Below are 24,522 nucleotides of genomic sequence, written 5' to 3'. Positions count from 1 at the left end.
CCCGGACCACTGACCCCCCACGGGTGTCCCCGCGTATCGTGGGGGCGCCCGCTCCGGGCACCGCGCCGACGCCCGTCCCAGGAGGCACCCGTGCCGGACCCCACCGCGACGGCCCCGCCCGTCGAGGCGATCGACCGCGCGCTCGTCCTCCTTGAGACCCTCGCGAGCGCCGGGCCGGGCGGCCTGTCCGTCGCCGAGCTCGCCGCGACCACCGGCCTCAACAAGACGACCCTCCACCGGGCCCTCGCCGCGCTGCGCCACCGCGGCTTCGCCGACCAGGACCCGTCGTCGGGCACCTACGCGCTCGGCGCCGCGGCCGTCGGCCTCGGCGACGCCTTCCTCCGTGAGGACAACCTGCCGGGCCTCCTCCATCCCGCGCTGCTCGCGCTGTCGCGCGCCGCGGGCGAGCTCGTCCACCTCGCGTGCTCGTCGGCACGAGCATCGTCTATCTCGACAAGGTTGAGCCCGAGCGGTCGGTGCGCGTCGTCTCCGCGATCGGCCGCCGCAACCCCGCGGTGACGACCGCGCTCGGCCGCGCGCTGCTCGCGGCCCGCGGCGTCGACCGGGGAGCGTTCGGTGCGTACACCGTCGGGCACGAGGACATCGCCGAGCGCGCGTGGCGCGAGGTGCGGGCGGCGCGCAGCCGCGGCTACGCGGTCGAGGACCGCGAGAACGAGCCGGACATCGCGTGCGTCGCCGTTGCGCTCGTCCGCGCGGGCGCGCCCGTCGGGGCCGTGAGCGTCACCGCCCCCGCTGCACGCATGGGCGCGGCGCGCGCGGCTGAGCGATTCGGCGAGATGACCCGGGTGCTTCCCCCGCTCCTGCCCGCGGGGATCGCGCTGGCGGGCTGAGCGTCCGCTGGCGCTCCCAGGCGCGGCTGGTATGTTCGGCGCATTCCGCCGCCGCCTCGACGAGGAGCCTCCATGCCCGTCGCCCCCCGCCCCACCGGCCCTACCCGCCGCACGCGGCTGCTCGCGCTCGGAGCTGCCGCGCCCGTCGGCGCGCTCGCGCTCGCAGGCTGCACGAAGAGCGAGGAGGCGCCCGAGCCGCTGACGATCGACGTCGTCGGCGGGGCGTTCCCCGACGCGCTCGAGTCCGGCATCCTCGAGGTGCTCGGCAAGAACCTCGACACCGGTTACTCAACGGCGATGCTCGACGACGGTGCGATCCTCGTGCCTGGCTCGAGCGACGGCATCGTCGACGACTCGGTGGGGGTCCTCGACCCGACGACGGGCGAGGTCGACTGGGTCGTCACCGCTGACGTCGCCGAGGGCACCTACGTCATGCCCGGCGACGTCACCGAGCGGTGGGTGACGTGGTCCGTCGAGAGCGACGCGGGCGTGACGCCCGAGGACGCGATCCCGTTCGTCTTCGCGCTCGACCGTGAGTCCCAGAAGACGTACGTCCTCGCCGACGGCACGAGCGAGGGCGGTTTCGCGCCCGGGACGACGGGCAGCCGCGTGCTCATCGCGGGTGACCTCGCCGTGTGGGAGGGGGCACTCCCGGTCGAAGATGCCGACGGTGCCGCCGGCGGCGGCACGGGCACTGACGAGGGGGAGTCGGGCGACGACGCGACGGATGCGGACGAGCTGCTCGACGGTGACGAGCTGCCGCTCGACGAGGGCGACCCCGTGACGTCGTCCGTCTTCGCGCGTCCGCTCGACGCGAGCGGCGGCGTCGTCACCGTCGCCGCCGAGGCGGGTGCGCTCGTGCGCGACGACTGCCTCGACGGCTCGCCGATCACGGCGCAGGTGACGACGGACGCGACGGCCGAGCGGCGCACCGTGACGGCGGAGGGTGCGCTCGGGGCGGTTCTCGCGCCGCTCGCTCTCGGGGACGGCGAGGAGGTGTCGCTGCGTTGCGGTGCGGGCGGTGCCGTCGAGACGTACTCGGAGGACGGTGGCGTCGCCTCGAAGGTGGTGCTGCGCGGCGGGGAGCGGGACATCGTGCTCGTGGGCGACGGCGTCGCGGACCTCCAGGTCGTCGGGATGACGACGGAGTGGGCGGCCGTGTGGGTCGGTGACCTCGACACCGCGCTCGGGCAGCAGCTCGTCGTCCACCGTCCGTCGGGCAAGGTCTTCTCGCTCGGCGAGTCGGAGTCGCAGTTGCTCGTCGTGCGTCCGGGCGTCGTGGCGTTCGGCGGGCCGGTCGACCTGGCGCCGCTCGGCGAGGACGGGCTCGAGGACGAGGACCTCGAGGACCTGGGCGAGGGCGGCGACGACGACGGCTCCGAGCCGGAGGCCACCGAGGGGGAGGCCGGCGGGAGCGACGGCGGGTCCGAGGAGGCGTCCGACGACGCGTCCGACGACGCGTCGGTGACCGAGGGTGATGTCGAGATCGTCGAGGAGGACGACGTCGACCCGGAGGGTGAGGATCTCTTCGAGGATGACTTCTCGGGCGGTGCGCTCACGACCGTCGGGCGTCTGGTGGCGCCGAAGGCCTGAGCTGCCGCGCGGCGGCGTGACGTGGACGACCCAGGGAGGGCTTGCCCCCCGGGGTCGTCCCATGTCACCCTCGTTTCCTTCAGCGACATATTCGCTTCGGAGAGCGAAATGGCAGCGACGCCGTTGCCGGGAGGACGGGACATGACCTCCCCCACGCCACTGCAGGTTCTCGACACATGCTCCGCCTCGACCCGGGCGCCGGCCGCATCCGCACGACCCGCCAGTTCGCCGCCTGGGAAGGCGGCGGCGAGTACAACGTCACCCGTGGCCTGCGCCGCGCGTTCGGCCTCCGCACCGCGGTCGTCACCGCGCTCGCGGACAATGAGGTCGGCCGCCTCGTCGAGGACCTCATCCTCCAGGGCGGTGTCGACACCCAGTTCATCCAGTGGCGCGACTTCGACGGAATCGGCCGCACCGTCCGCAACGGTCTGAACTTCACCGAGCGCGGCTCGGCCCGCGCCGACCGCTGACCCGTCCCCTCCCCACCCCCTACCCCGGGATTCCGCGCAGATGGTCGCTCCCACTAGCCATCTGCGCGGATTCCCGGGACGGCTCCCTGCCGCCGGAGGTCTCCCGACCGGCAGGACAACCTCTCGCAGGGCGCGCACCCGGCGGGAGGGACGGCCTCGCCGAGGTGGTCACGGCGAGGCCGGAACGTCGGGCCGCTGACACGGCCCCTCCTGTGGCCGACGGACCCGAGACCGTCGGCCCCGGACGGCGCCCCCCGAGTACGCGCGGGGGGCGCCGTCGTCGTCCGCGGCCTCGCGCGGTTGTGCCGCGCTCTGCGCTCTGCGCCGGGCCACGCAGCGCCGTTCCCCTCGCCGAAGAATCCGCGCGATTGGCGATTCCCAGTGACCAATCGCGCGGATTCGTCTACCGGTGGCGGGTGCGCGCGCCCCACACCACCCAAAAATCCGCGCAGATGGTCACTACCAGCGACCATCTGCGCGGATTCTTGGGCCTGTCTCCTATACCCATCTCCGAGCCCACGAGCCCGTACTACAACTCGTATGCCGTNGCGGGGTGCGGCGGTAGCGTGAGGCATGACCTCGACGCCAGGATCCGACGGCCAGCTCTCTTTCGATCTCGACGGGCGTCGCGTGCTCGTCACCGGCGGCGGAACCGGCATCGGCCGGACCGTCGCGCTCGCGCTCGCCCGTGCGGGCGCGGATGTCGCCGTGACGTTCCGGACGCACGACGGCGAGTCCGTCGCCGACGAGATCCGGGCGCTCGGCCGACGGTCCGCGGCGTTCGCGCTCGACGCGACCGACGAGCACAAGGTGCGCGACGTCGTCGCCCGGGCGGCCGACGCCCTCGGCGGGCCCGTCGACACGCTCGTCAACAACGCGGGCGGCCTCGTCGGGCGGGTGGCGATCGGGGAGATGAGCCTCGACCACTGGCGGGCCGTCATGGACGTCAACGTCACCTCGGCGTTCCTCGTGACGCGCGAGGTCATGGCGACGATGCCCGACGGTGGACGCATCGTGATGCTTGGCTCGATCGCCGGGGAGACCGGCGGATCGACGGGCTCGGCCGCCTACGCGGCGTCGAAGACCGCGCTCGAGGGCCTCACGCGCGGGCTCGCGCGCGAGCTCGCGCCGCGCGGCACGACGGTCAACCTCGTCGCGCCCGGGTACATCACCGACACGCCGTTCCACGAGACGTTCTCGACGCCCGCCAAGCGCGCAGCGACGGTCGAGAGCATCCCGCTCGGCCGCGCGGGTTACCCCGACGACGTCGCAGCGGCGGTCCGCTGGCTCGTCTCACCCGCGGCGTCGTTCGTCACGGGCACGATGACCCACGTTAACGGCGGCGCCTGGTTCTAGGCCGGCCGCGGCTCGACCGCTCCTGACACGTCGGCCCCGAGCACCGTTCGACGGTGCTCACGACCTACGAGTCGCGGTCCTCGCCGCGTACACGCTGCTGCCGATCCCGTCGGGCGACCTGGCCGCGTGGTGCGCGGCGCACGGCGTCGACGGTGCGCAGACGCAGCTCTTCCAGTTCGTCGACGACGTCCGACGCGACACGGCGGGGCTCGGACGACGGGCCACGCTCTTGCACCCGACGGTGCTGCGGGTCGTCCTCAACGTCGTGCTGTTCGTCCCGTGGGGCGTGCTGTGGCGCAGGTTCCTCGGTCGGGGGACCGTCACGGCGACGCTCTCGGGTCTCCTCGCCTCTCTAGCGATCGAGACGACGCAGTACACGGGCGTCTTCGGGCTCGTCGGCTGCTCGTACCGGGTCGGCGACGTCGACGATCTGCTCCCGAACACGGTCGGCGCGTTCGTCGGGCTGTGGTCGCGTGGCGGCTCGGCCTCGCGGCCACGGGGCGTGAGCTCGGTGACGTCACGTGGGGCGAGTGGGTGCTTGGGTCGGCGGCGCCGTTCGTCCTCGTCGTCGTGCTGCCCGTGCTGGGCTCGGGCGCGTCGCTCGGGCAGCGGGCGCTGTGGCTCGTCCCCGTGCGGGCCGGTGCGCGGCCCTTGCTGTTGCGGCGCGCGCTGCGTGCGCTCGCCCCTGGCGGGCTGTGGGTGCTCGCGGTGACGCTTGAGACCCTACCAGACGACGCCCAAGTGCCCGGCTGGCTCGACTCGGCTCCTCTCGGGGCGGTCGCGTCGTTCTTAGCGATCGTGTCCGTCCTGGCCGTGCTCGTGACGGCCGACAGAAGCGGGTGTTCGGGCGTGGTCGGTGGGGTGTCGTACGTCGACGCGCGGGCGCTCGACCGTACCTCTGCTGGCCCGTAGCAGTTCAGTCTGTGGTCGGCCACGACGCCGTGACCGCAGGAGGAGCACCGTCGTTTGGACCTACGAGGGCGGCGATGAAGCCGACGGAGTCTGCTTCGCACCCGACGCCGGACGACGTCACGCCCACGAGCGTGGGTGGCCGCCCTGGCGAGTAGCTGTAGACGGGGCCGCCGCTGTCGCCGCTGCACGTGTTGAACTCTTCCCCGTCGGCAGCGGTGGCGCACAGCAGACTCGAAGGTAGTCCGAGGTCTGACCTGAGGCTCGCGCACGTTGTCGGGTCCGATTGCGTGAGCCGCACGGGTCGTGCGCTGCACCTGCGCGTTCCGTGCGGTCCGGTGCCGAGTCCGAAGGCGACGAGAGCTGGCGGGCCGGCATGAGCGGAAGGACGCGCGGGCGGTATGGCACCAGGCACGGCTAGTACCGCGACGTCTGCGCGCCGGTCGACATGCTTGAGCGAGGCGACCGACCTCCGGTCCGTGAGACTCACCGGTTGGCACGTGTTCGACGTTCCCGGCAAGACGACGAGGTTACTGACGTCGTCGCTGGGAAGGCAGTGGGCGGCCGTGGTGATCTCGCCGATATCGTTGACAACCCCGGCACAGACCACCTTGAAGAATGGACTCTCGTGTTCAGAGAACCACCGAGTAATGATGACCATCGCGTGTGGTGTTGGGAACCGCTCGGGCAGCGGCTCTGCGGCGGTGCCGGCTGCGATCAACACAGCCAGCACCGCCGCGGATGCGGGCCTACGAGCAGTCCTCATCGTCACGAAGAACGCGCTCCATCCCTGCGTTGCTCGACGTTACAAGTCTTCTCGAACCGACCTTGTAGTGCACCTCAACGCCTTTGGATGACCCCGCACAGGGGCGATCGAAGCGGATGTCGAAGAGAAGGTTCGCCTCCTCGCCGGGCAGGAGGATGGCATCCACAAAGTCGGTGCGCGCCGCCCACTGCTCGTTCTGGGAATCGTAGGGAAATCCCTCAGGCTTTGGAGGGAGAGAGAATCCGCCGCCAAAGTCGACAAATTCGAGGGCCGGAACGAGATAGGTGTTTCCGACACGAATGCCGTCGGAGCCGATGAGACGGACCTCTTTGAGAACGACTTCGTCGGTGGAACTCGTGTTGGTGAGGGTGATCGTCCCGAGGCTAGGGTGGCGTCCGTCGCCGGGGTCTTGCACGCCAACGACGTAACTGCCGTCGCCTGTCGCGAGCGGGCCTGCCCCGTTCTCTGCGCATGATCCGAGAGCGAATATCGCGATCAGAGAGGCCGCTACTCGTGCGCTATGCCTTTGCAACGAGAAGGCCAAAGTAGGTTCCCTTTGCGTCAGGCTTTCCCGCCGTGCCACACACCTTGAACGAGCTTCCACTCGTGCGGTCAAATCGGATCTTGATGCCGTTGCTATATCCGGACTTTGCAGATAGATCAACACCGATGGCAGTCTTGAGCGCTACACCGTTGGAGAACGTTACCGCTGTGCCCGTGCTGGCCTCGTAGAAGGTCTCCGTGAGTGAGCAGTATGGAGCGTTGGGCGTGCTGCTCGTCGCAAGGGCGACAGAGAAAGTGTCGGTAAGGTCCACCGGTCGCACCTGGTAGTTGCTCGTGGGTACGGGCGCTCCTGTCGGTGAGCCTCCAGCAAGGGGATGAAGAGCGCAATACTCGCGGAACTTGGTGTACTGAGCGTACTTTCGATACGAGGTCGCGTGAACTCCCCGTCTGTCGTTGTACCCTGTGGAGGAGTCGTATGAGGTGCTGACCGATCCGGATGACGTGAAACTCACTGCGCTGGTTCCGATGTTGACGGCCGCGCCCAGCGAGCTTGAAGACCCCTTCGAGTATTCGACCTTAGTCGTGACCTTCGACGTCGTCGAATAGACCTGAGCGATGGTCGTCACCCTGTTGCGCAGATCGGAGTGTTTGCGCCAGCCGCAGATCTTGGTCTGCAGCTCCCTGTCCCGGGCAAGCAGCGACTCGACGGAGGCAGGCTCTTCGATCTGCATCGTCAGCGGTTCCGTCATGTTGTCGTCCTCGATGGCCACCTCGCCGTTCACAAAGTCGGTCGTGGCGGAGAGGTTGAAGGTCTCGTTGCCCCGATCGCCGTGGACGACGACGCTGAGATCGATCTCGCCATCGTCCTCATAGCGCTTGAGAAGGTCGAGGTCCTCCGCGCGCAACTCGAACGAGCCGTCCAAGGCCGTAGCGGTCTTGGCGATCGTCGCGACCTCGATCTGTTCGCCGACCTTGAGGTCTCGCAGTTCCCGACCCGACGGCCAGGCCTCGAGTGTCACGACGGTGCCCCCAAGAGCTTCGCCTTCCGGTGACAGTACGGATCCTTCGACTAATGGCTCTGAAGTGAGCTCGCGCGAGTCTTCGATCGTCGGGACGAACTGTTCGAGGTTTACCTCGGATCCCACGGCATCATGGGCGGTCGCGGGTGTCACGGTGAGTGTTGCGAGGGCAAATGCTGCGGACAGGGCAAGCAGCGTCGTGGATCTTCTCATCGTCATCCATTCGTTCGATTGCCGATAGAACCGATAGAACCGATAGAACCGATAGAACCGTAGCGGTAGGAGAGATGGGTGTCCAGGACGGATCAGACATTCGTTGATGCAGGTCAGGGACTCGTGGATGGCTGCGGTGCCAGGGTGCGATGACAGTCACGCCGCATCGTGTGGTCAGCCCTCGACACTGCTAGAGATTCGCAAACCGTCACTCGGCGACTCGCGTCTTCTTGGACGCGCGGGCCTCAGACCTCCGTGCGCACCTGCATGATCGGATGTGCGCGATCGGGCTGCGATGCTGACGTGACCAATCGCCGGTCGTTGCGCAGTGTGGCGTTCCTAGACCGGCAGCGGGCCCAGAGGCACGTTGTAGCCGTGCAGCGCTGCGGTGCCGTCGTCGGCCAGGTCGAGCGTCGTCACGGTGCCGTTGCCGAGGTACGGCATGACCGTCCGGAACGTCGTGGGGTCGATGCCGAGGAGGACGCACAGGACGAGGCGCGTCGTCATCGAGTGCCCGACGACGAGGACGCGCCCGTCGGGGTGCGCCGCGCAGACGTCGCGGAACGCGGCGGCCGCGCGCCCGACGACCTCGAGGCCGGTCTCGCCGCCCGGGAACGGGCGCTGCATGGGGTCGGCGAGGTGCGCGGCGAGCTCGGCCGGCATGTCGACCTCCATGTCGGCGCGTGTGCGTCCCTCGGCGACGCCGAAGTCGACCTCCGCGAGGCGCGCGTCGATGCGCAGGTCGAGCCCGCACGCGTCGGCTGCGGGCCGTGCGGTCTCGACGGCGCGCGTGAGCTGGGAGGACACGATCGCGTCGAGTTTCGCCGACGGCGCCCACGCCGCGAGCTGCTGCGCCTGGGCGCGCGCGAGGTCCGTGAGCCCGACGTCCGACGAGCCCGCGTAGCGCGGGCCCTCGTGCCACACGGTCTGGCCGTGGCGGACGAGCAGGAGCGTCGTCATCACTCGCCTCCCGGGAAGCCGAGCTGACGCCACGCCTCGTAGATTGCGATCGACGCGGAGCTCGTGATGTTGAGCGACCGGCGCTGCGGCAGCATGGGGATGCGCACCTGCGCGCTGATGCGCGGGTGTGCGAGGACCTCGGGCGGCAGGCCCGTCGGCTCGGGGCCGAAGAGGAGGACGTCGTCGTCGCGGTAGGCGATGTCGCTGTAACGGTCGGTCGTGTGCGTCGTGAACGCGAGGATCCGGGCGTCGCCCCACGCGGCGATCGCGGTCTCGAGGTCCTGGTGGACTGTGACGAGCGCGAGGTCGTGGTAGTCGAGGCCGGCGCGGCGCAGCTTGGGCTCGGAGAGGTCGAAGCCGAGGGGTTCGACGAGGTGGAGCTCGGCGCCGGTCACGGCCGCGAGGCGGATCGCGTTGCCGGTGTTCTGGGGGATGCGGGGCTCGAAGAAGGCGATGACGGGCACGCTCCATGGTCCCACGCCGGGCCCGACGCTCCCTCCCTCNGGCGACGGCCCCTTCTGAGGCTCACTCCCTGCCCACTCGTAGGCCCGGAGCACCGTCGAACTGTGCTGTGCACCGACAAGTCGGGAAGGGGAGGCGACGTGTCCGGGACCGGCGGGGGTATCGTCGGGGGCCTGACGACGTCGTCCTGGGCCGCCGACCCCCCCCGCCATGACGGCCGCGATCATCGGGGCGAGCCCGGGTGCGCAGCTCGACGACAATGTCGGCGCGCCCGCGGCGCCCGCCTTCACGAACGACGAGCTCGCGGCGATCGACGAGCTCGCGGAGCGCGGCGCGGTCTGATCCGCCGCTGCGCCGACTCGTAGGCCCCCAGCACCGTCGAACGGTGCTGGGGGCCTACGAGTCGGAAGGTAGGGGTGACTCGTAGGGCTGCAGCACCGTCGGATGGTGCTGGGGGCCTACGAGTCGGGAGAGCGGGGTGACTCGGAGGTCTCCGGCACCGCCGGACGGTGCTCCAGGCCGACGAGCCGCACGAGGGAGACGGCAACGTGGAACGGGTGCCGCGTCCGGGATGCGGTCCAATGTTGTCAACCGGTTGACACTACGGCTCCGGCAGTGCACGCTCACTGCGTGCTCACCCCTGCGCAGACACCGTCCGGCCGCGTCGTCGTCGCCCTCCACCGCCTCGTCGGTGCGATCGACGCTGCCTCGGACGCGCTCCTCCGCGCCCGCGCCGACTACGACCTCGCGACCGTCACCTTCCTCTCCGTCCTCGCCGACGCCGAGCGCCCCCATGCCCTCGGCGACCCCGCGGACGGCCCTGCCGAACGCTGGGTGCCGGACCTCACGACCCTCGCCGAGTGCCTCGGCGTCACGCGGGCCGCCGTCTCCAAGCGAGTCCCCGGGCTCGTCGCGCAGGGCCTCGTCCGCACGTCCGCGGACCCGCATCACGCCCGACGCGTCCGGCTCGCGCTCACCGACGAGGGCGCTGCCGTCGTCGCGACGTCGACGGCACTCCTCGAAGAATGGCTCGCCGTTGAGCTCGCCGGTCGCCTCGACCTCGAGGCGCTGCACACCGCCCTCACCGACGCCCTCGCCGCCCTCGCACCCCAGGAGTCCTGATGCCCCGCACCCTCGTCATCGTCGGCACCCCCGTGCCCGGCTCGTTCACGCACGCGCTCGCCGACGCCTACATCAGCGGGCTGCGCGCTGCGGGCGAGAGCGACGTCGTCGTGCGCGATCTTGCGACGACCGACCTTCCGCACGACCCGCCCGCGCGCACCGCCCTGCGCGCCCCGGACGGCGCGACTGACCACCTCGAGCCCGTCGTCGCCGCGCTCGTCGACGAGCTGCTCGCGGCCGAGCACGTCGTCGTCCTCTTCCCCCAGTGGTGGGGCGGGCAGCCTGCGGTCCTCAAGGCGTGGCTCGACCGCGTCGTGCTCTCGGGGGTCGCGTTCCGCTCGACGGGCACGGGGCTGCCCGAGAAGCTGCTGCGCGGGCGCACCGCACGCGTCGTCATGACGATGGACTCCCCACGTTGGTGGAACCAGCTCGTCTACCGGGACTCGGCCGTCGTCCAGCTGACGCGCGCGACGTTCTGGTACACCGGAGTCAAGGTTGTCGGCGTCGATCGGCTCACCGTCGTCAAGACGTCGACCCCCGAGCATCGGGCGGCATGGCTGGCGCGCCTCGAGGCGCGCGGCCGACGCGACGCGCGGCTGAGCCCTGCCGCGGCCGGGCGAAGGTCAGCGGTCCGCACGGGCGACATCAGCGGGAGCGGCTGGTGAGACCTGCCGTGGGGGCTTGCCGGGCCGCGGCACTCGCGTGAGGGTGGGGGCATGGAGAAGCACTCGCTCGTCGCCCTCGCCCGTGAGCTACTCGTCGACGCGCGCGTCGCGTCGGCAGGGCGCGCCGCCCGGACCGTCGTCGGCGGTCACGAGAAGATCCTGCGCCAGACGGTCGTCGCGCTGCGCGCGGGCTCGACGCTCGCCGACCACGACAACCCCGGCGAAGCGACGGTTCACGTCCTCGTCGGGAGGCTCGTCCTGCGCTCGGGCGACGTCGCATGGGAGGGCACGGAGGGCTCGCTCCTCGAGGTGCCGCAAGCGCGGCACGCGGTCGAGGCTCTCGAGGACACGGCGTTCGTCCTCACGGTCGCGAAGGCACCCTGACCTTCTCGGTGTCGCACCGGGTCCCGGCGCGCGGAGCCGGTGCGTGCAGGCTCAGACGGCTGCGGGGACGTCCCGGTGCGCGTCAGTGGGCGGCTCGACGAGCGAACCTTCGTCGTCGGTCCTCTCGTCCGACGAGACGACGCGGAGCCGCTCGGTGAGCCCGAGCATGTCGAGGACGTCACGCATGGCCTGAGGCGGGTCGACGAGCCGGAACGTCCCGGCCCGCTCCTCGACCGCGAAGCACAGCTGGACGACGAACCCGACGCCCGAGGAGTCGATGAACGTCACGCCGCTCGCGTCGACGTCGACCGGAAGGTCGGACGTGATGACCGTCGTGAGCACCGCGCTCGCGTCGTCCCGCAGTGCCGCGTCGATCTCGCCAGCGAGCACCACCCGGAGCAGGCCGCCGGAAACCGAGTGCGTCAACGACCCCGGCGTAGCGTCTGCCGGGCCCTGAAGTTCTGTCATGTCGTCCACCTGCCCAGACTCGCACACCTGGGCCGCCCCGGCACGACGAGAGGACACCGTCCCGCCGCGCCGGCCGTCACGGCTCGCGTGCGAGGACGAGCAGCGTGACGTCGTCGACGCTCGAGTCGTCCCGGCACAGGTCGAGCACGACGTCGACCGTCCGGGGATCCATCGCGTCGTGCCCGTCAAACGCCTCAACGAGCCGGGCAAGACCTGCCCGCAGGTTCGTCTCGCGCGAGTCGACGAGCCCATCGCTGTAGAGGACGAGCGCACCGCCCGGCTCGACGCGCACGCGCGTCGTCGGCGGGTGGCCCGTGCCGATGCCGAGGGGACGGTCGGCGTCGGCGTCGAGGAGATCCGCGGATCCGTCGGCCGCGAGCGTGAGCGGGCGCGGGTGCCCCGCGACCGTGAGCTCGACCTCCCCCGACGTGATGTCGACCGCGGCGACGACGACGGTCGCCATGCCGAAGTCCATCGTGCGTTGCGCGACCGTGTCCGTCCAGCGGACAGCCTCCGCCGGCGAGTCGCCGCGCAGCAGGTAGGCACGCAGTGCGTTGCGGAGCTGGCCCATCGCGGCCGCGGCTGCGAGACCGTGCCCGGCGACGTCGCCGACGACGATCGCGAGCCTGCCGTCGGGCAGGATGAGCGCGTCGTACCAGTCGCCGCCGACCTCCCCTCCCGCGGACGGGCGGTAGCGGGCCTCGAGCGCCCACCCCGGCACCTGCGGCAGCCGTGCGGGCAGGAGCGAGCGCTGCACGTCGCGCGCAGCCTGGACATTCCAGCGTGAACGCAGCAGGAGAGTCTCGAGAAGACGTCGGCGCAGGGCGGTGACGGCCTGCACCTGCTGGTCGGACCACGGCACCGACGTCTCACGTACCGTCTCCGTCCAGCGGTCGAACGACGTGCGTGGCGCGATCCGAGGCACCCCGCCGTCGACGACGATGCGGTGCTCGTTCGGGCGGCCGGCCCACGTGACGACCTCGACGTCCTCGGCGCGCAGCCACACGAGTGCCCGCTGCTCAGGGAGCCGGACAGCGAGGATCCCGGCGACGCCTGGAAGTGCGGCGGCGAGCTCGGGGTGGTCGGCGGCGAGGCGCCCGGACGAGACGACCTCCGGTCCCGGGGCCTCCACCCAGGCACGCAGCGCCTCGAGATCGTCGGGGACCGTGCCCACCGTCTCGCAGCGGCCGTCCCCGACAGCGACGGCGCCGACGGCCGGCACGAGGTCGAGAAGGGTCACGCCGGACGCGGCCTGACCCGTGAGCGTCTCGCCGAGCGTGCGGTCCGCGTCGCGCGACGCGATGAGCAGTTGGACGAGCGTGCTCTCGGTGCGGCGGGCGATCTGGACCTCGGTCTCCTCGGCGCGCGCGCTCAGACGTTCGGAGAGGGTCGTGCCGATGAACTCGGCCGCGGAACGCACCCCGAACGGCAGGTGCCGCGGGCCTGACGTGTGGTGGCACGTGATGAGCCCCCAGAGCCGGCCCTCGGACATGAGGGACACCGACATCGATGCCGCGACGCCCATGTTCCGCAGGTATTCGAGGTGCGTGGGGGAGACGGACCGGAGACCGGCGTGGGTGAGGTCGAGCGGCTCGCCCGTCGCGCGGTCGATGCCCGGCAGGACGCGCGCGGGCGTGTAGCGGGCGTCGGTGATGAGCCGCACGCGGCTCTTCTCGTAGAGCGCGCGGGCCTGCGCGGGGATGTCGGACGCCGGGTAGCGCAGGCCGAGGAACGGCTCGAGGCCGGCGGCGCGGGACTCGGCGACGACCTCGCCGTCGTAGTTCTCGGTGAAGCGGTAGACCATGACCCGGTCGAAACCGGTGAGCGCCCGCACCTCGGCGACCGCGACCTCCGCCATCGCGTCGACGTCGCGCAGCTCTGCGAGCATGTCGGCGACGTGGCGGACCGTCTGGTAGAGGTCGGGGAACGTCGAGGCGGCGAGGTCGGTCGTGGGCTCGAGCTCAATGACGAGGAGGGTTCGCGTGCCCAACGGCAGTCGGTGGAGGACCGCGTCGACGTCGACGAGCCCGTCGGACGTGGGGATCTGCAGCGGCAGCGGGTTGCGGGCCCGCAGCTCGACGAACGTCTCGACGTGGTGGCGCACCTGGGCTGTGGTCTCGGCGCCGATGAGCTCTGCGAGGTGGACGCCGAGGAGGTCGTCGACCGCATGACCCCACATGTCGGTGATGTTCTCGGAGACGTGCTCGATGACGAGCGTCGCTTCGTCGACGGCGACGAGCAGGCCGTGCGGCTGGATCGCGCCGGGGACGTGGATGGGCTCGAGCGCGCACGTCGCCGGGTCGAGCGTCGTCGTCGTGGGGAGCAGGGAGGGTGACGCGTCGTTGCGCACAGGTCGCTCCAGACTCAAGGGGTGTGCCGCACGGAGGTGGCAGCGACTCGATCGTACGTTGTCACGAGGGTTGTGGCGGCCTGGTGCAGGTCCGACGGCGGGCTCGTCCACCTACTTCGCGTCTGCGTAGTTCGTTACGGACGTTGCGGTGAGGCGGAACTCGACGCCGTCGTCGCCGGACGGGCCGAAGAGGATGCGTCCGGCCTCCACCGCAGACTCCTCGACGATCCGCACGACCTCGTCGGCGAGGTGCTCGGGCGTGTGGACGACGACCTCGTCGTGGAGGAAGAACACGAGGTGAGGGCCGGCGGTCGCGCCGGGCACGCCGACGCCGTCGCCCGCCGCGTGCGGCTGCGCGTCCGCGACCGCGAGTGCGTGGAGGCGCTGCCGGAGCACCGCCATCCAGCACAGCGCCCACTCGGCGGCGGTGCCCTGGACAACGAAATTCCGGGTGAAGCGACCCCAGGCGCGGGCACGCGCGGTCTCGGCGGACGCCGACGAGCGTTCGGCGCGCTCCGCCGCACGCTCGTCCGACGGCCCCTCCTCCGCGCCCTCACCGGGCGGCCGGGCCTGCATGCCGGCGGGCACGGGGCCCGACCGCCCCCACGCGCCGCCACCGGGTGTCACGGGGCCGGACCCGGGCAGCGGTGACGTCCGTCCGAGCCACGTCATCACCTGCTCGCCGCGCTCGCCCGCGGCGGCGGCGCGCTCGACGAGACCGATCGCGGCGGGGAACGCACGGCGCAGCTGCGGCAGCACCTGCCCCGAGACGCCCTGCGTGCCGCCGTACATCGCGCCGAGCATCCCGTACTTCGCGTGCTGCCGGTCGACGACCGCACCTGACGCGACGATGCCCTCGTACATGTCGGCGGCGCGCCCCGCGCGGGCCATCGCCGTGTCACCGCTCATCGCGGCGAGCACGCGAGGCTCGAGCTGAGCGGCGTCGGCGACGACGAGCCGCCAGCCGTCGTCGGCCTGCACGGCGTCCCGCACGACGTGGGGGAGCTGGAGGGCCCCGCCACCGTCGGACGCCCAGCGTCCGGTGACGACGCCGCCGACGACGTAGACGGGCCGGAACCGACCCTCGTGCACCCACGTGTCGAGCCACGTCCAGCCGTTCGCGGTGAAGAGCCGGGACATGGACTTGTACTCGAGGAGAGGCGCGACGACGGGGTGGTCGACGGCCTGGAGCTCCCACTTCGACGTCGAGGTGACGGGCAGGCCGGCGCGGCGCAGGGCACCGAGGAGGTCGACGGGCGAGTCGGGATTGACGGGACCGACGCCGAGCGCGTCGCGCACCTCGGCAGCCTTGGCCTCCATGCGGGCCGGTCGGTAGCCGTCGGGCATGCGCGCGCCGAGCTCGCGCGTGAGGATCTCGTCGTGGACGTCGGCGCGCCACGGCAGTCCGGCGGCGTGCATCTCGGCGGCGACGAGCGCGCCGACGGACTCGGCGGCGAGGAGCGTGCCGAGGCGTGCGGCGTGGCGGCCGGCAGCGCGCAGGGCCATGAGCTGCGCGCGGAGCTCGACCACGGGGTCGGGCGGCGGGGCGGCGCGGCCGAGCTCGAAGAGGGGCTCGGCTGTCGCTGGCGTGCCCGGCGCGGGGACGGGACGACGCGGTGCGTCCCACGCGTCGGGGGCGCTGCGCGCGAGGACCGACGACGCCGTCCACAGCGAGTGCCGGAGGATCGCACGGCACAGGCGCAGGTCGTGGCAGCGGTCGACGCGCACACCCGCGGCGAGCAGCGGCGGGGAGACGCGCTCGGGGTCCGACCACGTCCAGCGAGGGTGGAGCGTGCGCTCGAGCTCGATGACGCTCGCGGCGAGCGCGTCGTCGTCGACCGTGCGCAGGATGCGCGGCGGGCCGTCCGCGCTCACTGTCGTGAGCGCGGTGCGACCGCCCGGTCCGGGGACGACGACGACGTACATGCCGCCATTCTCCGCCGAGCCACCGACATCGCCTGCAGGAGTACCCTCGTCCCATGACGTCGCGCGCGTGGTGGTGGCTGCAGCTGCAGCCGTGACCCGACGTGTCCACCGAGCTGCCCCGCGCAGCCTCGGCAGGTGAGAGGGGCGACGGGACGCTCCCTCAAGAACCCTGGAGATTCACCGTGTCCGAGACCACCACCCTCGACGCCGCGCGCGCCCGCAGCGCCCGCCTCGAGCAGCAGATCGCCGAGAACCTCGGCCGGTTCCGCGTCCTCACGGGCGAGCGGCCCACGGGCCCGCTGCACCTCGGCCACTACGTCGGCACGCTCGCCAACCGGGTGCGGCTGCAGCAGGCGGGCGTCGAGCTCATGCTCATCCTCGCGGACTACCAGGTCATCACCGACCGCGACGACATCGGCGACCTGCGTGCGACCGTCCGGGAGATCCTCCTCGACTATGTCGCCGTCGGCATCGACGTCGAGCGCGCGACGATCTTCACGCACTCGGCGGTGCCCGCGCTCAACCAGCTCATGCTGCCGTTCCTCTCGCTCGTCTCGGTCGCGGAGCTCGACCGCAACCCGACGGTTAAGGCGGAGACGGCTGCGACGGGCGGCCGCGCGATGAGCGGCCTCATGCTCACCTACCCGGTCCACCAGGCGGCGGACATCCTCTTCTGCCACGGCAACCTCGTGCCCGTCGGGCAAGACCAGCTGCCGCACCTCGAGATGACGCGCGTCGTCGCCCGCCGCTTCAACCAGCGCTACGCGCCCGACGCCCCGTACTTCCCGGAGCCCGACGCGTTGCTCGCACCGACGCCGACCGTGCTCGGCACGGATGGCACGAAGATGAGCAAGTCGCGCGGCAACGCCCTCATGCTCTCGGCGACCGAGGACGAGACGGCACGCTGGGTGAAGCGCGCGAAGACCGACGCCGAGCGGCACATCACCTACGACCCGCAGGGCCGACCCGAGGTTGCGAACCTCCTCGACCTCCTCACGCTCGCGACGGGAGAGGACCCGGCGCTCGCGGCGGAACGCATCGGCGGCGGCGGCGCGGGTACGCTCAAGCGCGAGCTCACCGAGGCGCTCGTCGAGCACCTCCGGCCGCTCCGGGAGCGGCGTGCCGCCGCCGCGTCCGCGGGCGACGACGTGCTCGAGGTCCTGCGGCGCGGCAACGAGCGCGCGAACGAGCTCGCGGACGCGACGCTCGCCGACGTCCGACGACTCATGGGAACCGACTACTGATGGCCGACCACCCGCGCTCAGGATGCGGTACGTTCGTCCGCACGGGACGACGAGCGGGGGCGCGGTGCGACTGTCGACAGCAGCGGTGCGGGGGCTCTTGGTCTGCGCGGTCCTCGTCGGATGCACATCGCACGAGGGCGCCCCGCAGCAGACCAGCCAGGCCACGACGGTCGGGGCACCGACCGCGTCGGAGGCACCTGCGAGCACCACGCCCGCGGAGGGTTCTCCGACCCGCTCCGCGGCCCCTTCCGACGGTTCGTCGGGCGCGGCCGGGGTGCTCGCCTGGGCGGACGGGACGATCGTCGACGGTCCGTCGCTCGACCTCGGCGAAGCGCGTCGGGTGCGGCTCGGCAGCGATGTCGAGCACGTCCGTGACGTCCCCGCCGAGCCCGGGAAGGTCGTCCACCTCGAGGACCTGCGACCCGACGGTTCGTTCCTCACGGTCGCGGGCGACGCCGGGCTCACGGGCGGTGGCGGCGGTTCGGTGGGTGCGCTGCGTGAGGTGTCGGAGGGCCGCGAACGGACGTTGACCTCGCCGCACGACGCGGACGCGGACATGCGCGATCAGATCTCGCAGGCCCGGTGGGTCGACGGGGGCGTCGCCTGGGTCGAGCCGTACGTCGAGCTTTTCGGGCAGCGCCTCGTCCTCGCCCCGACGGGCTCGTCGCGCGGACGTCTCGTGCACCAGCTGTGGGCCGCGGACGGGCGGATCGCGGCACTTGCACGCTGGGGCGCGGTCCTCGCTGACGGACGTGTCATCGGGTGGGACGGCAAGGTCTCGGGCGATCCTGCGGGCCCCGATCTCGAGGTGTCCCACACGGTGGCGGGCGATGACGTCGTCGAGACACGGTGCTCCCCGCAGGCCTGCGAGATCGTGCTCCTCACCGAGGGCGGGAAGCGGCAGCCGCTTCTGCACGGTCCGTCCGGGACGTGGGTTGACAGCTCGGACGGGCGATTCCTGCTCGTCCACGACGACGGGAGCGACGGCGGATCAGCGCTCTGGGGTGTCGACATCGTCGACCGCACGGCGATGCGCATCGTCGGCGAGCTGTACGGACAGTCGATGAGCGACGGAAGGGTCCTCGACCAGGACCACCCGTCGACCAGGGCTGTCGTCGTCGACCTCGGCGCGCGGACCGTCGAGCAGCTGGACATCGGTGCACGCGTGGCGGTCGTGGGGATCGCGGGTGACCTCGTTGCCCTGACGTCGCACGACGGCGCGGGGGCGGACGGCGACGGTGGCGACGTCCTGCGCTGGCCGCGCCGCTGACGGCGCTCAGCCGCAGAGAGGTCAGTCGTCGACCGGCAGGTCCTGCCCCGTGAGGACGCCCGCGTCGACGACGTCGACGGGCCCGCCCTCGGGCAGGGGGCGCGGGGCGTCGGACGGCAGCGGAGCGTCGTCGTCGGCGACGGGCGCGCGCAGCAGCGACACCGTCGCCCACCCGCGCGAGAGCAGCCCCGCGTCCGAGCGGGGCTCGCTCGACGAGTCCGTACCCGTGTACGTGAGCGTGAGGTGACCCTGGTCGAGCTCGCGGATGCGTGCGTGGACCATGCCGAAGCTCGCGAGTGGCGCCCGCCGCAGCCCGAGGACGTCGGCGAGCGGACGGTCGGGCACGTTGAGGTTGACGACGCCGCTCGGATCGGGGTGCTCGAGCAGCCACGCGAGCATGCGGGCCGTGAAGTGCCCCGCGGTGTCCCAGTGCTGCGGGTCGGCGGTGTTGAGCGACACGGCCATGCCGAGGATCCCGTGGGTGCTCGCGGCGTGCGCGGCACCGACCGTCCCCGAGTGCAGCGTCGCGTGCCCCGTGTTCGCGCCGCGGTTGACGCCCGAGAGCACGAGATCGGGCGGGCCGCCGAAGCCGCCGTGTGCGGCGACCATCGTGATGAGCGCGGGCGTCGCGCGGACCCCGAACGCGTCGACGCCGTCCGGCAGCCCGGGCGGCGTGCGGCGCTCGACGACGAGGCGCCCGTCGTCCTCCGCGCCCATGAGGGACGCGCTCGCGCCCGACGACTCGCGGCGCGGCGCCGCGACGACGACGTCGTGACCTGCCTCGAGCGCGACGCGCGCGAGCACGGTGAGCCCGGGCGAGTCGATGCCGTCGTCGTTCGTGATGAGCGTGCGCACGATAGGGCCTCCTCGCTGTGTCGTCCTTCTACCCTGCCCCGGCCCGCGGGATCCTGCAGGGTGACGGACCCGGCTCAGTCCGTGAGCGGGTCGATGCGGATCTCGCTCGCCCACCTCTCGACCTGCTCGCGCCGGCCTGTGCCGAGGCCGTGACGGGTGACGTTGAGCGCGCCCGCCGCTGCCCCGAGCCGCACCGCCTCGGAGAGCGACTCGCCGCGGGCGAGACCGACGGCGATGCCTGCGGTCATCGAGTCGCCCGCGCCGCGATGGTCGACGGTCGTCATGGGAGGGGTTGTCGTGAGGAACGCGTCGTCGGCCGCGACGACGAGCGCGGGCTCCCCTGCCCGCGAGACGACGAGCGCCCGGAGCCCCGCGGCGACGAGCTCGCGCGCGGCCGCCCTGAGCGCCGGGAGGCTCGCGTCCGCGGCGAACCCGCCGTCGACGAGCTCCTCGTGGCTCATCTTGAGGACGACGCCCTCGACGGATGCGACCGCGCGGGCCTGCGGGCCGGAGAGGTCCGCGACGACCGTCCTGCCCGCGGCCCGCAGGTCGCGCGCGAGCCTGCCGAGGACATCGGGTGCGAGCGTCGGGTCCTGCGTGCCGGTGAGGACGCACACGTCGGCGTCGAGCGACGCGACGAGGAACGTTCCGGCGAGGTCGTCGACGCTGTGCCGGTCGAGGGTGCGCGACGGTTGCCGTGCGACTTCGAGGCGGTCGCCGCCGCGCCGGTCGTGGACGTACGCGCCCGTCGGCGGGCCGGGCGTCGTCCGCAGGTCGATGCCTTCCTCGCGTGCGAGGTGCGCCGCGACCGTGCCGGTCTCCCCGCCGACAGGCGCGCACGCCGTGACGGTGGCGCCGAGCGATCGCGCCATGCGGGCGAGCCACAGGCCCTGGCCCCCTGCGTGGACGTGGATCTCCGGGGCGTCGAGCACCGCCGAGACTTCGATCGTCACCGTAAGCAGCGGCTCGGGTGCGAGGACGACGACGTGGGGCGCGGTGGCTTCCATGCCAGAGCCTAGGCACGGGTGGGCGTGGGGCGCGCGTCATACGAAGGGGTCTGCGTCCTCCATGAGGCGCGAGCGGATGACGAAGCGCACGCCCTCGGGTGCCTCGACGGAGAAGCCGGCGCCGCGGCCGGGGACGACGTCGACGGTGAGGTGGGTGTGCGACCAGTAGGCGAACTGCTCGGTCGACATCCAGAACTCGAGGGGCTGCGGCGCGTCGCCCGCGGGGGCGAGGTCGAAGCGGCCGAGGAGGACGTCGCGATCGGTCGTGAGGAGCTCGCCCGCGGGGAAGCACATGGGGCTCGATCCGTCGCAGCATCCGCCGGACTGGTGGAACATCAGCGGCCCGTGCTGCTCCCAGAGGCGGCGCAGGAGGTCGAGGGAGTCGTCGGCGAGCGCGACGCGTGAGCGGGTCTCGCCGGGGATCGTCACGTCGGCGTCGAGCATGGAGTGTCCTTTCCATCGTGCGCTGAACCGGGTGGGTCTGCCTTCGAGCGTGAACCGTTCCGGGCCACGACCCAACCCGCGACTCGTAGGGCCTCAGCACCGTTCGATGGTGCTCCAGACCTACGAGTCGCGGTGGGGGAGGGCGGAGTGGGTGACAGAGGTCGATCTAGAAGAAGCCGAGCGCGTCGTCGGAGAACGACACGAGGAGGTTCTTCGTCTGCTGGTAGTGCGAGAGAGCGAGCTTGGAGTTCTCTCGGCCGATGCCCGAGGACTTGTAGCCTCCGAACGCCGCCCCCGCGGGGTAGGCGTGGTAGTTGTTCACCCACACGCGCCCGGCCTGGATCGCGCGTCCGGCGCGGTAGGCGAGCGTGCCGTTGCGGGTCCACACGCCCGCGCCGAGCCCGTAGAGGGTGTCGTTGGCGAGCGCGATCGCGTCGTCGTAGTCGGAGAAGCTCGTCACGGCGACGACGGGGCCGAAGATCTCCTCCTGGAAGATGCGCATCGAGTTCCGGCCCTCGAAGATCGTCGGCGCGACGTAGTAGCCGCCCGAGAGGTCGCCGCCGAGGTCGATGCGCTCACACGCTAGGTGTCGGGAGGTTGCACGACGTTGCGCCGCAGGTCGCCGACGGTGCGTGACCGCCGTCGACGGCCGCGCGGCCGGTCCGCTACGGTCGACTCGTCGCCGGTGACGTGGCCGGCACGGAGGGGGCGAGGGTGCAGCACGAAGCACGTCGGGGCGGGGCCGCCCGCAGGGGCGGCGCCGCGTGGGCCGCCGCGCTCGCGCTGAGCCTCGCGATGCCCGGGCTCGCCGCGTGCACGCCGTCGAAGCCTCCCGTGACTCCCCCGACGACGACGTCGTCGCCGACGCCCTCGGCCGCACCCTCGCCGATGCCGCAGCCCGACCCTCCGCCGGACGTGGACCCGAGCGAGCCCCTGCTCACCGCGGCGGTCCTCCGGTGGGCCGACGGCAGCGAGGTCGACGGCATCGCGCTCGACACCGGGACGGCGCGGCGGGCCTCGCCGGGCGCCCTCACCGTCCTCCGCGAGATCAAGGCCGAGAAGGGCCGCTCGCTCAACATCCTCGACATCGGTGCCGACGGCGCCGCGCTCGTCTCGGAGCATCGCGAACCGGAGTACCGGGACGACGGCAGCGTCGTGCCAGGATCCGTCGTGTCGTCCGTCGTCCGTGTGGTCGACGGTCGGCACGATCGGGTCCTCGTCTCGGGGGCGAAGCATCCCGAGGAGGTGAGCCTCGGCCTGCTTGCGCGCGACGGCTCGGCCGTGTGGATCGCTTCGGAGACGCGGGAGACCAGCACCGTCGAGTACGTGCACCGCTACCGGGCGCCGGCCGGCAGCGCTCGGGGCGTCGAGACCGACGTGCCCGGCGACATCGTCGGCATGCTCGACAACGGTGCCGTCCTCAGCGACGGCACGTTCTTCTCGTGGGACGGCACGACGCGCGACCTCGGTCTGCCCGCCATCTCCTCGGGCAGCGTCCTTCCGGTCGTGTGCGAGCGCGACACGTGCCCGCTCGTGGTCACGGAGGTGGACGCGAGCGACGGCCTGGCGTCCGTCGACGATCCGACGGGCGCCGGCCCCCGCACGGTCGTGTCCTACCTCGAGGACGGTGCGCTGACGCCCGTCCTCAGGCTCGAGGGCATGGCCTGGGTCGTCGCAGCCTACGAGCGCTGGCTCGTCGTCGACGTGTACGGGGGCGACTTCTCCTCGCACGTGTGGCTCGTCGACACGGAGAACGGCAGGGCGCGCTACCTCGTCGACGCCCCGGCGGTCGCGCTCGCGGGCTCCCGCGTCGTGTGGGGCACCTCGCCCTCGTGGTCGGCCGACGACGGCGGCGCGCTCAGCGGGACGGGCGACCTCCACGTGCTCGACCTCGCGACGGGCGACCTCGTCCGCATCATCCTCGGCGAGGGTGTCGTGCGGCCCGTGGCGGAGGGCGACACCCTCGCCTGGAGCCGCTCGAACGCGGACGGTTCCGTGGGTCGCACGGGCGTCGTCGCCCGGCTCGCGACGGATCTCTCGTGAGGGCCCGGCGACGGGCCTCCCGCTCCTGGTGGGCCGGGACGACGGCCGCGCTCCTCGTCGCGCTCACGGCGTGCACCCCGTCATCGCCGGACCGGCCGACGACGCCCGGGGCGCCGACGAGCACGCCGACGGTCGACCGGCTCGACCCGCCGCTCGACCTCGGACCGGGCCCGCAGGACCCGGGGGACGGCTCGTCGGTGACGGACGGCACCTCGCCGATCATGTGGCCGGACGGCAGCCCCGTCGAGCTCGTCCCGCTCGACACAGGGTCCGCCCGCCGCCTCGACCTTGCCGACGTGCGGACGGTGAGCCGGCACGAGGCGGACGCCGGTGCCGCAGTCGATCTCGTCGCGCTCAGCGCTGACGGCACGCTTCTCGTCGCCGACACCGTGACGACGGGAGAGGACGTGATCACCTCGGTGAGGACCTCGCGGCTGAGGTTCGAGGGTCCGGACGGCGCGCACGACGTCGACCCGGGCGACGACATCAGCCAGTACTACGGTGCGTGGCCCCTGATCGACGGCAGCGTCGTCGCGTACCGCTACCGGGAGGCCGAGTCGGCGGACGCGGAGCTCGTGAGGCTCCGGCCGGGGGCGCACCGCGCCGAGGTTCTCGACCAGGGCGATCGACGGGTTCTGGGCACCGGCCTCCTCGCCGACGACGGGACGCTCACGACCTGGGACGGCGACGTGCGGACGACCGGCGCGAGGTCCGGGTCCGGCACACGTGACCTCGTCGCCGCGCGGTGCGGTGACGTCGAGTGTTTCTGGAGCATCGAGGGGGACGACGAGGCCGATCCGTTGCTGTCGGTCGTCGAGCACGGCGAGCTCGTGAGGGCGGTCGGGAACTCCCGTGAGACGGTCGCACGGCTCTCGCCGAGCGCGTCGATCGTCGGGGCGTTCGACGACACGGTGGTCCTGCAGCTCAACGCTCTCGACCGTTTCGGCTGGACGCTCGTCGTGCTCGACGTCGCGGCCCGCACGGCCTGGGCGGTGCACGAGGTCGGCGACATGGCGGTCGCTGGGGGGCGAGTCGCGTGGACCGGCATCGACCCTGTCGAGTGGTTCGGGACGGAGACCGGCGTCGCGCCGGCCGACATCCACGTCCGCGACATCGCCCGGGGCGACCTCGTGCGGATCGTCGTGCCGGAGTCCGCCTACCGGGTGCTCCTCGGGGGGCCGTACGTGGCCTGGGCGGTGCGTGAGCGCGGGGCCGAGAAGCTCGCGGCGCGCAGCGTCGTCGTCGAGGTGCCGGACGCACGCCTCGCGGACTGACCCGCGCCCTCTCAGGTGCCTGTGGCGAGCTCTGTCTCGAGCCGCTCGACGTGGAGGACGACGCCCGCCCGGCGCGGGGATCGCGCCGGCAGGAGGCGCAGGGCGGTCCGCCACACGTCGACGTCGTCGCTGCCGTCGGGGGTGCGCGCGAAGTCGAGGAGCGTCTCGACGGAGGCGTCGGTGAGGAGCGACTCCCGGAGGCGCTCACGGACGAGCCCGCGGAGCTCGACGACGCCGGGCGCGGTCGACGAGGGCAGGAGCGGGCCGGGGTAGGCGGCGAGCGCGACGCGGTGCGCGCCGCGCTCGAGGAACGCGAGGACGCGGTGCGCGTCGAGGTCGAGCGGGGCGGGCAGGCGGTAGGGGCGTG

24 protein-coding genes and 3 pseudogenes are annotated in these 24,522 nt (G+C 72.2%); 15 read left to right on the top strand and 12 right to left on the bottom strand.

Annotation, left to right across the window (positions count from 1 at the left end; translation table 11 throughout):
- Positions 1-90 precede the first annotated feature (90 nt).
- The 7 genes and pseudogenes from C1729_RS14980 to C1729_RS14970 all read left to right on the top strand — a co-directional run bounded on the left by C1729_RS14980 (position 91) and on the right by C1729_RS14970 (position 5,182).
- Entirely contained in the window at positions 91-519 is a 429-nt protein-coding gene (locus C1729_RS14980; protein WP_242493764.1) for a helix-turn-helix domain-containing protein, read from the top strand.
- On the top strand, positions 477-851 hold the full coding sequence (locus C1729_RS14975) for an IclR family transcriptional regulator C-terminal domain-containing protein (protein WP_242493763.1): 375 nt from the start codon (positions 477-479) through the stop codon (positions 849-851). The genes C1729_RS14980 and C1729_RS14975 overlap by 43 nt, the downstream gene beginning before the upstream one ends.
- A gap of 72 nt (positions 852-923) precedes the next feature.
- A complete protein-coding gene (locus C1729_RS08305) occupies positions 924-2,444 on the top strand; it encodes a hypothetical protein (RefSeq protein ID WP_102509528.1) in 1,521 nt (506 codons plus the stop codon).
- A 176-nt stretch (positions 2,445-2,620) separates the two neighbouring features.
- Positions 2,621-2,893 (top strand): annotated as a pseudogene (locus C1729_RS08300) (sugar kinase); the annotation flags it as partial.
- A gap of 594 nt (positions 2,894-3,487) precedes the next feature.
- Positions 3,488-4,270 carry an SDR family NAD(P)-dependent oxidoreductase gene (locus C1729_RS08295; protein ID WP_102509527.1) on the top strand — a complete coding sequence of 261 codons (783 nt, stop codon included), beginning with the start codon at positions 3,488-3,490 and terminating at the stop codon, positions 4,268-4,270.
- A 22-nt stretch (positions 4,271-4,292) separates the two neighbouring features.
- A pseudogene (locus C1729_RS15360) lies at positions 4,293-4,679 on the top strand (VanZ family protein); the annotation flags it as partial.
- Between the two features lie 56 nt (positions 4,680-4,735).
- Entirely contained in the window at positions 4,736-5,182 is a 447-nt protein-coding gene (locus tag C1729_RS14970) for a hypothetical protein (protein ID WP_242493762.1), read from the top strand.
- A gap of 4 nt (positions 5,183-5,186) precedes the next feature.
- On the opposite strand, the gene C1729_RS15355 is transcribed toward C1729_RS14970, so the two are convergent.
- The 5 genes from C1729_RS15355 to C1729_RS08265 form a co-directional block, all read right to left on the bottom strand.
- Positions 5,187-5,840: a trypsin-like serine protease gene (locus C1729_RS15355; protein WP_422917656.1), complete on the bottom strand. Its 654-nt coding sequence runs from the start codon at positions 5,838-5,840 to the stop codon at positions 5,187-5,189.
- Positions 5,841-5,928: 88 nt separating this feature from the next.
- Positions 5,929-6,360, bottom strand: coding sequence for a hypothetical protein (locus C1729_RS08280; protein WP_102509524.1), 432 nt, complete (start codon positions 6,358-6,360; stop codon positions 5,929-5,931).
- A gap of 103 nt (positions 6,361-6,463) precedes the next feature.
- On the bottom strand, positions 6,464-7,681 hold the full coding sequence (locus tag C1729_RS08275) for a hypothetical protein (RefSeq protein WP_129590704.1): 1,218 nt from the start codon (positions 7,679-7,681) through the stop codon (positions 6,464-6,466).
- A gap of 339 nt (positions 7,682-8,020) precedes the next feature.
- Positions 8,021-8,641 (bottom strand): histidine phosphatase family protein, encoded by a 621-nt coding sequence (locus tag C1729_RS08270; protein WP_102509522.1) that lies wholly within the window; start codon positions 8,639-8,641, stop codon positions 8,021-8,023.
- Entirely contained in the window at positions 8,641-9,105 is a 465-nt protein-coding gene (locus C1729_RS08265; protein WP_192278040.1) for a tRNA (cytidine(34)-2'-O)-methyltransferase, read from the bottom strand. Before C1729_RS08265 ends, C1729_RS08270 begins: the two co-directional genes overlap by 1 nt.
- A gap of 208 nt (positions 9,106-9,313) precedes the next feature.
- Between C1729_RS08265 and C1729_RS15200 the strand changes: the two genes are divergently transcribed.
- From C1729_RS15200 to C1729_RS08250, 4 genes are all read left to right on the top strand, one after another.
- Positions 9,314-9,445 (top strand): hypothetical protein, encoded by a 132-nt coding sequence (locus tag C1729_RS15200; protein ID WP_277985808.1) that lies wholly within the window; start codon positions 9,314-9,316, stop codon positions 9,443-9,445.
- 288 nt (positions 9,446-9,733) lie between these two features.
- Entirely contained in the window at positions 9,734-10,225 is a 492-nt protein-coding gene (locus C1729_RS08260) for a MarR family winged helix-turn-helix transcriptional regulator (RefSeq protein ID WP_165375456.1), read from the top strand.
- The gene (locus C1729_RS08255) at positions 10,225-10,890 is read left to right on the top strand and encodes an NAD(P)H-dependent oxidoreductase (protein WP_102509520.1); all 666 of its coding nucleotides are present in this window, start codon (positions 10,225-10,227) and stop codon (positions 10,888-10,890) included. The genes C1729_RS08260 and C1729_RS08255 overlap by 1 nt, the downstream gene beginning before the upstream one ends.
- 51 nt (positions 10,891-10,941) lie before the next feature.
- A complete protein-coding gene (locus C1729_RS08250; RefSeq protein ID WP_102509519.1) occupies positions 10,942-11,274 on the top strand; it encodes a cupin domain-containing protein in 333 nt (110 codons plus the stop codon).
- Positions 11,275-11,325: 51 nt separating this feature from the next.
- On the opposite strand, the gene C1729_RS08245 is transcribed toward C1729_RS08250, so the two are convergent.
- The 3 genes from C1729_RS08245 to C1729_RS08235 form a co-directional block, all read right to left on the bottom strand.
- Positions 11,326-11,742, bottom strand: coding sequence for an STAS domain-containing protein (locus C1729_RS08245; RefSeq protein WP_102509518.1), 417 nt, complete (start codon positions 11,740-11,742; stop codon positions 11,326-11,328).
- Positions 11,743-11,818: 76 nt separating this feature from the next.
- Complete coding sequence (locus tag C1729_RS08240) at positions 11,819-14,092, bottom strand: SpoIIE family protein phosphatase (protein ID WP_242493761.1); 2,274 nt, start codon at positions 14,090-14,092, stop codon at positions 11,819-11,821.
- A 111-nt stretch (positions 14,093-14,203) separates the two neighbouring features.
- The gene (locus C1729_RS08235) at positions 14,204-16,018 is read right to left on the bottom strand and encodes a bifunctional 3'-5' exonuclease/DNA polymerase (protein WP_102509517.1); all 1,815 of its coding nucleotides are present in this window, start codon (positions 16,016-16,018) and stop codon (positions 14,204-14,206) included.
- A gap of 182 nt (positions 16,019-16,200) precedes the next feature.
- Here C1729_RS08235 and trpS point away from each other — a divergent pair, with 182 nt between their 5' ends.
- On the top strand, positions 16,201-17,262 hold the full coding sequence (gene trpS, locus C1729_RS08230) for a tryptophan--tRNA ligase (RefSeq protein WP_102509516.1): 1,062 nt from the start codon (positions 16,201-16,203) through the stop codon (positions 17,260-17,262).
- A gap of 64 nt (positions 17,263-17,326) precedes the next feature.
- Positions 17,327-18,532: a hypothetical protein gene (locus tag C1729_RS08225; RefSeq protein WP_129590703.1), complete on the top strand. Its 1,206-nt coding sequence runs from the start codon at positions 17,327-17,329 to the stop codon at positions 18,530-18,532.
- Between the two features lie 21 nt (positions 18,533-18,553).
- On the opposite strand, the gene surE is transcribed toward C1729_RS08225, so the two are convergent.
- The 4 genes and pseudogenes from surE to C1729_RS08205 all read right to left on the bottom strand — a co-directional run.
- Positions 18,554-19,387: a 5'/3'-nucleotidase SurE gene (gene surE, locus C1729_RS08220; protein ID WP_102509514.1), complete on the bottom strand. Its 834-nt coding sequence runs from the start codon at positions 19,385-19,387 to the stop codon at positions 18,554-18,556.
- 74 nt (positions 19,388-19,461) lie between these two features.
- Positions 19,462-20,394 (bottom strand): 1-phosphofructokinase family hexose kinase, encoded by a 933-nt coding sequence (locus tag C1729_RS08215; protein ID WP_102509513.1) that lies wholly within the window; start codon positions 20,392-20,394, stop codon positions 19,462-19,464.
- A 36-nt stretch (positions 20,395-20,430) separates the two neighbouring features.
- Positions 20,431-20,838: a DUF779 domain-containing protein gene (locus C1729_RS08210; RefSeq protein ID WP_102509512.1), complete on the bottom strand. Its 408-nt coding sequence runs from the start codon at positions 20,836-20,838 to the stop codon at positions 20,431-20,433.
- A 166-nt stretch (positions 20,839-21,004) separates the two neighbouring features.
- Positions 21,005-21,412: pseudogene (locus C1729_RS08205) on the bottom strand (aldehyde dehydrogenase family protein); the annotation flags it as partial.
- 140 nt (positions 21,413-21,552) lie between these two features.
- On the opposite strand from C1729_RS08205, the gene C1729_RS08200 reads away from it, so the two are divergent.
- Both C1729_RS08200 and C1729_RS08195 read left to right on the top strand, forming a co-directional pair.
- Entirely contained in the window at positions 21,553-22,881 is a 1,329-nt protein-coding gene (locus tag C1729_RS08200) for a hypothetical protein (RefSeq protein ID WP_129590702.1), read from the top strand.
- Complete coding sequence (locus tag C1729_RS08195) at positions 22,878-24,155, top strand: hypothetical protein (protein WP_102509510.1); 1,278 nt, start codon at positions 22,878-22,880, stop codon at positions 24,153-24,155. The genes C1729_RS08200 and C1729_RS08195 overlap by 4 nt, the downstream gene beginning before the upstream one ends.
- The last annotated feature ends 367 nt before the right edge of the window (positions 24,156-24,522 follow it).

This window comes from Sanguibacter massiliensis (assembly GCF_900240335.1).
Taxonomy (GTDB): domain Bacteria; phylum Actinomycetota; class Actinomycetes; order Actinomycetales; family Cellulomonadaceae; genus Flavimobilis; species Flavimobilis massiliensis.
This window is presented reverse-complemented; position numbering and strand designations above follow the sequence as displayed.

Excerpts from the sequence above, each read along its gene's own strand:
- C1729_RS08305 (WP_102509528.1), top strand. The coding sequence starts at position 924 with ATGCCCGTCGCCCCCCGCCCCACCGGCCCTACCCGCCGCACGCGGCTG.
- C1729_RS08295 (WP_102509527.1), top strand. The coding sequence starts at position 3,488 with ATGACCTCGACGCCAGGATCCGACGGCCAGCTCTCTTTCGATCTCGAC.
- C1729_RS15355 (WP_422917656.1), bottom strand. The coding sequence starts at position 5,840 with ATGGTCATCATTACTCGGTGGTTCTCTGAACACGAGAGTCCATTCTTC.
- C1729_RS08275 (WP_129590704.1), bottom strand. The coding sequence starts at position 7,681 with ATGAGAAGATCCACGACGCTGCTTGCCCTGTCCGCAGCATTTGCCCTC.
- C1729_RS08270 (WP_102509522.1), bottom strand. The coding sequence starts at position 8,641 with ATGACGACGCTCCTGCTCGTCCGCCACGGCCAGACCGTGTGGCACGAG.
- C1729_RS15200 (WP_277985808.1), top strand. The coding sequence starts at position 9,314 with ATGACGGCCGCGATCATCGGGGCGAGCCCGGGTGCGCAGCTCGACGAC.
- C1729_RS08255 (WP_102509520.1), top strand. The coding sequence starts at position 10,225 with ATGCCCCGCACCCTCGTCATCGTCGGCACCCCCGTGCCCGGCTCGTTC.
- C1729_RS08250 (WP_102509519.1), top strand. The coding sequence starts at position 10,942 with ATGGAGAAGCACTCGCTCGTCGCCCTCGCCCGTGAGCTACTCGTCGAC.
- C1729_RS08245 (WP_102509518.1), bottom strand. The coding sequence starts at position 11,742 with ATGACAGAACTTCAGGGCCCGGCAGACGCTACGCCGGGGTCGTTGACG.
- C1729_RS08235 (WP_102509517.1), bottom strand. The coding sequence starts at position 16,018 with ATGTACGTCGTCGTCGTCCCCGGACCGGGCGGTCGCACCGCGCTCACG.
- C1729_RS08215 (WP_102509513.1), bottom strand. The coding sequence starts at position 20,394 with ATGGAAGCCACCGCGCCCCACGTCGTCGTCCTCGCACCCGAGCCGCTG.
- C1729_RS08210 (WP_102509512.1), bottom strand. The coding sequence starts at position 20,838 with ATGCTCGACGCCGACGTGACGATCCCCGGCGAGACCCGCTCACGCGTC.